At 60.3% G+C, this 5,969-nt stretch carries 4 protein-coding genes and 1 pseudogene; 3 read left to right on the plus strand and 2 right to left on the minus strand.

Translation table 11 applies throughout. The features are described 5' to 3' along the window. The 3 genes and pseudogenes from ACYCUK_RS22750 to ACYCUK_RS22760 all read left to right on the plus strand — a co-directional run. A partial coding sequence (locus ACYCUK_RS22750) for an FAD-dependent oxidoreductase (RefSeq protein ID WP_461596889.1) occupies positions 1-859 on the plus strand: 859 nt, incomplete at its 5' end. 184 nt (positions 860-1,043) lie between these two features. Next, complete coding sequence (locus ACYCUK_RS22755) at positions 1,044-1,604, plus strand: recombinase family protein (protein WP_215867186.1); 561 nt, start codon at positions 1,044-1,046, stop codon at positions 1,602-1,604. Positions 1,605-1,606: 2 nt separating this feature from the next. Further along, positions 1,607-4,575, plus strand: a pseudogene (locus tag ACYCUK_RS22760) (Tn3 family transposase). 88 nt (positions 4,576-4,663) lie between these two features. On the opposite strand, the gene ACYCUK_RS22765 reads toward ACYCUK_RS22760, so the two are convergent. Both ACYCUK_RS22765 and ACYCUK_RS22770 read right to left on the minus strand, forming a co-directional pair. After that, the gene (locus ACYCUK_RS22765) at positions 4,664-5,494 is read right to left on the minus strand and encodes a hypothetical protein (RefSeq protein ID WP_461596890.1); all 831 of its coding nucleotides are present in this window, start codon (positions 5,492-5,494) and stop codon (positions 4,664-4,666) included. A gap of 152 nt (positions 5,495-5,646) precedes the next feature. Further along, on the minus strand, positions 5,647-5,859 hold the full coding sequence (locus tag ACYCUK_RS22770; protein ID WP_461596891.1) for a hypothetical protein: 213 nt from the start codon (positions 5,857-5,859) through the stop codon (positions 5,647-5,649). Positions 5,860-5,969: the final 110 nt, after the last annotated feature.

Here is a 5,969-nt window from a genome sequence, read left to right on the forward strand (position 1 = left end):
CGGTTCGTCGGTGGTCGCGCTGGAACTGGCGCAAGCCTTCGCCCGGCTCGGCAGCCAGGTGACGATTCTGGCACGCGGCACGCTGTTTTTCCGGGAAGACTCGGCCATCGGCGAAGCCATCACGGCGGCGTTCCGCGCCGATGGCATCGAGGTACTGGAACACACGCAAGCCAGCCATGTCGCTTATGCGGACGGCGAATTCGTGCTTGCCACCGGGAACGGAGAACTGCGCGCTGACAAGTTGCTGATCGCCACTGGTCGCGCACCGAACACACGCAGCCTGGCGCTGGAAGCTGCGGGCGTGGCCGTCAATGCGCAAGGGGCCATCGTCATCGACCAGGGTATGCGCACGAATAGCCCGAACATTTACGCCGCTGGCGACTGCACCGACCAGCCGCAATTCGTCTACGTGGCGGCAGCGGCCGGCACCCGTGCGGCCATCAACATGATGGGCGGTAGTGCGGCCCTGAACTTGACGGCGATGCCAGCCGTGGTGTTCACCGATCCGCAAGTGGCGACTGTGGGTTACAGCGAAGCGGAAGCGCACCACGACGGCATCGAAACCGACAGCCGCACGCTGACGCTCGACAACGTGCCGCGGGCGCTCGCCAATTTCGACACCCGTGGCTTCATCAAGCTGATAGCCGAGAAGGGTTCTGGCCGGTTGCTGGGTGCGCAGGTCGTGGCCCCGGAGGGCGGCGAAGTCATCCAGGTGGCGGCCCTGGCGATCCGCAACCGCATGACCGTCCAGGAACTGGCTGACCAGTTGTTCCCGTACCTGACGATGGTTGAGGGGCTGAAGCTCGCGGCGCAGACCTTCAACAAGGACGTGAAGCAGCTTTCCTGCTGCGCTGGGTGAGGAAAAGGAGGTATTCGATGAACGCCTACCCGGTGTCCCGGGTGTGTCCAGATAGGTTATACCCTAACCTGATGTCAGGATAGCCCGCCTCGTAACGTCAGAATAGAGTCTGGTTTATTATTTATTGACACATGCCGCGAAAGGTCATAGATTTCTTCCTGACATTCTCGTCCAGGGAGGCATCTTGCAGGGTCAACGCATCGGCTATGTCCGGGTCAGTAGCTTCGACCAAAACCCGGAGCGGCAACTTGAAAATGTCGAAGTCGGCAAGGTGTTCACCGACAAAGCGTCAGGCAAAGACACTCAGCGCCCGGAACTCGATGCGCTGCTGTCCTTTGTGCGCGAGGGCGACACCGTGGTCGTGCACAGCATGGATCGCCTGGCGCGCAACCTCGACGACTTGCGCCGCCTCGTTCAAAAGCTGACCAAACGCGGGGTGCGCATCGAGTTCGTCAAGGAAAGCCTGACCTTCACCGGCGAGGACTCGCCGATGGCAAACCTGATGTTGTCGGTGATGGGCGCGTTTGCCGAGTTCGAGCGTGCCCTGATCCGTGAACGGCAGCGTGAAGGCATCGCACTGGCCAAGCAGCGCGGAGCCTACCGGGGGCGCAAGAAAGCCTTATCACCTGAGCGCGTGGCTGAGCTGCGTCAGCGAGCCGATGCTGGCGAGCAGAAGGCGAAGCTGGCCCGCGAGTTTGGTATTAGCCGGGAGACCCTGTATCAATACTTGAGAACGGATCAGTAAATATGCCACGTCGTTCAATCCTGTCCGCCGCCGAGCGGGAAAGCCTGCTGGCGTTGCCGGACTCCAAGGACAACCTGTGATCCGACATTACACATTCAGCGATACCGACCTCTCGATCATCCGACAGCGGCGCGGGCCTGCAAACCGTTTGGGCTTTGCGGTTCAGCTTTGTTACCTGCGCTTCCCCGGCATCGTTCTTGGCGTCGATCAGCCGCCGTTCCTGCCCTTACTGAAGCTGGTCGCCAGCCAGCTCAAGGTCGGCATCGAAAGCTGGGACGAGTACGGGCAGCGGGAGCAGACTCGGCGCGAGCACCTGGTCGAGCTGCAAACCGTGTTCGGCTTCCAGCCCTTCACGATGAGCCACTACCGGCAGGCTGTGCATACGCTGACCGATCTGGCCATGCAGACCGACAAGGGCGTCGTGCTGGCCGATGCCTTGATCGAACATCTGCGGCGACAGTCCATCATTCTGCCCGCGCTCAATGCCATCGAGCGCGCCAGCGCCGAGGCGATCACTCGCGCCAACCGGCGCATCTACGAAGCCTTGTCCGAGCCTTTGCCGGATGGACACCGGCGTCGCCTTGATGACCTGCTCAAGCGACGTGACAACGGCAAGACGACCTGGCTGGCCTGGCTGCGGCAATCACCGGCCAAGCCGAACTCCCGCCACATGCTCGAACACATCGAACGCCTCAAAACCTGGCAGGCACTTGATATGCCTGTCGGCATCGAGCGCTCGGTGCACCAGAACCGGCTGCTCAAAATCGCCCGCGAGGGCGGTCAGATGACGCCAGCCGACCTGGCCAAGTTCGAGCCGCAACGGCGTTACGCCACACTCGTGTCCCTGGCCATCGAGGGCATGGCCACCGTCACCGATGAAATCATCGACCTGCACGACCGCATCCTTGGCAAGCTGTTCAACGTCGCCAAGAACAAGCATCAGCAGCAGTTCCAGGCATCGGGCAAGGCGATCAATGCCAAGGTGCGCCTGTACGGGCGCATCGGCCAGGCGCTGATCGACGCCAAGCAATCGGGCCGCGATCCGTTTGCCGCCATTGAGTCCGTCATGTCCTGGGATGCCTTCGCCGAAAGCGTCACCGAGGCGCAGAAGCTCGCACAACCCGAGGACTTCGATTTCTTGCACCGCATCGGCGAGAGCTACGCCACGCTCCGCCGCTACGCGCCGGAATTCCTTGCCGTGCTCAAGCTGCGGGCCGCGCCCGCCGCCAAGGGTGTGCTCGACGCCATCGACGTGCTTCGCGGCATGAACACCGACAACGCCCGCAAGGTGCCCTCCAACGCGCCGACCGGCTTCATCAAACCGCGCTGGAAAAAACTGGTGATGACCGACGCCGGCATCGACCGGCGCTACTACGAGCTGTGCGTGCTGTCCGAGTTGAAGAACTCGCTGCGTTCGGGCGACATCTGGGTGCAGGGTTCGCGCCAGTTCAAAGACTTCGAGGACTACCTCGTGCCGCCCGCGAAATTCACCAGCCTCAAGCAGGCCAGCGAATTGCCGTTGGCCGTGGCCACCGATTGCGACCAGTACCTGAGCGAGCGCCTGGAACTGCTGGAGGCGCAGCTTGCCACCGTCAATCGCATGGCGGCGGCCAACAATCTGCCCGATGCCATCATCACCGAATCCGGCTTGAAGATCACGCCGCTCGATGCGGCGGTGCCCGCCACCGCGCAGGCGCTGATCGACCAGACGGCGATGATCCTGCCGCACATCAAGATCACCGAACTACTGCTGGAAGTCGATGAGTGGACGGGCTTCACCCGGCACTTCACGCACTTGAAATCGGGTGACTTGGCCAAAGACAAGAACCTGCTGCTGACCACCATCTTGGCTGACGCAATCAACCTGGGCCTGACCAAGATGGCCGAATCCTGCCCCGGCACGACCTATGCCAAGCTTGCCTGGCTGCAAGCCTGGCATGTCCGCGACGAAACCTACTCGACGGCGCTGGCCGAGCTGGTGAATGCGCAATTCCGGCACCCGTTCGCCGGGCACTGGGGCGACGGCACCGCGTCATCGTCGGACGACCAGAATTTCCGCACCGGGAGCAAGGCCGAAAGCACGGGCCACATCAACCCGAAGTACGGCAGCAGTCCAGGGCGGACTTTCTACACCCATATCTCCGACCAGTACGCGCCGTTCCACACCAAAGTGGTCAATGTCGGCGTGCGCGATTCGACCTACGTGCTCGACGGCCTGCTGTACCACGAGTCCGATCTGCGCGTCGAGGAACACTACACCGACACGGCGGGCTTCACCGATCACGTCTTTGCCCTGATGCACCTGCTCGGTTTCCGTTTCGCGCCGCGCATCCGCGACCTGGGCGATACGAAGCTCTACATTCCGAAGGGCGAAGCCGCCTATGACGCGCTCAAGCCAATGATCGGCGGCACGCTCAACATCAAGCACGTCCGCGCCCATTGGGATGAAATCCTGCGGCTGGCCACCTCGATTAAGCAGGGCACGGTGACGGCCTCGCTGATGCTGCGCAAGCTCGGCAGCTATCCGCGCCAGAACGGCCTGGCCGTGGCCTTGCGCGAGTTGGGGCGCATCGAGCGCACGCTGTTCATTCTGGACTGGCTGCAAAATGTGGAATTGCGCCGCCGCGTCCATGCCGGATTGAACAAGGGTGAAGCACGCAACGCGCTGGCCCGGGCCGTGTTCTTCAACCGCCTGGGCGAAATCCGCGACCGCAGTTTCGAGCAGCAACGCTACCGGGCCAGCGGCCTCAACCTGGTGACGGCAGCCGTTGTGTTGTGGAACACGGTTTATCTGGAACGGGCTGCAAATGCGCTGCGCGGCAACGGCCATGCTGTCGATGACGCGCTGTTGCAGTACCTGTCGCCTCTGGGCTGGGAGCACATCAACCTGACCGGCGATTATCTGTGGCGAAGCAGCGCCAAGATCGGTGCAGGCAAGTTCAGGCCGTTACGACCGTTGCAACCGGCTTAGCGTGCTTTATTTTCCGTTTTCTGAGACGACCCCATCAAGGACCATAATTCCGCAATTATGTTTTGATCCATCAAAGGACCCTAACGGATCAGAACAGGAAACCCATCCCTGCCCCGAAGTAATGGGTAAATCCACCTAGGTTTCCGCTCAAGCGCACACCTTCTTCGAGGTCTACCTCACAGTAAGGGGTAAGCAGGTACTGCACACCGCCGTCCGCATCAAAACCGGACCCCAGGCCCGGCCCCGTGCGGTTTTGTCCGTAGACCTCGCCATAGAACTGCAGATTCCACAAAGGCAACCAGGTAATGGTGATGTCCGGATTAACGCTGGTGAAGCGACCACCTCCTGCGAGTGCGGGATTGGTCTGAGATGTGACGCCCAATTGCAAGGATATCCCGGTGTCGTTGCTGGGAGCATAGGCAACGATACCGTTAAAGGCTACCCCTGTCCCCCGGCTGCCAAACGCCGGGCTCCCGGAGGGCAGAGTAAACAAGCTTTCCACGGCCCCCAGCCAGTGTTTGGTATAGCCCAATTCGTGCTTGATGCCGACCGTGGTGGCCGAGAAACCCTGGAGATGTGGGCTGCCTGGGACCTGCTGGAGATTGTCGTTGGGCGGCAGCAGGACGAGTTCGTTGTGGCCCGGCAGGCCGAAGCGCAATTCCGCCTCGGGGAAATTATCGGCAGTGCCGCCCCCGGTTCCCGTAAGGTTGGCATGTTGGTAACCCGCTTCCAGTACGGCCTGGCCATATTGCACCACGCAGGCACTGTCAGACACCGTGGGCCGATCTAGCAGGGCGAGCAATGCGGATAGTCCGGTGCAGGGATTTTGGATGGCAGCATCATCTGCACGTACGGTTTGGATGCTCATGATAAGCGTTGCCAGCAAGGCGGTAATAGGAAAAAATTTTATTTTGTTCATGTTGGTACCTTTTGCGAATGCCCGCTAGGGCACTACCACTAATCAGCGGGTATACTCAGCAGCAGACAATTTCTCGTGACTGAATATCCGAAAACAATGTTTCTGTTTGCTGCCCAAGTTGGGGCACCTCCTTAATTAACTCCGCACCATAATCAATGCACCCCGCGGGTAAAACCAATCGTCACCAGTATCAACATGGCGACAATGTAGAGCCGCAACCCCCAAAACGCGATTTTCACCGCACCTTGAATGGGTGCACGGGATAATGGCGCCAACTCCCTGACACCTTCTGTTTGAAGAAAGCTTGCAAAGTCATCAGAGGCTAATGGTTCCGTTGGGTCAGGATAAAAGTCTTTATTTTGCATGGGCCATCTCCTAAAGTGCGTGAGGGAAAACCATCGTAAATCCATAGAGACCGTCGGCAACCATCAGTAATCCTACAATGCTGAATGCTGCCATATTCTGCCAAGGCCGT

This window comes from Thiomonas sp., assembly GCF_054608695.1.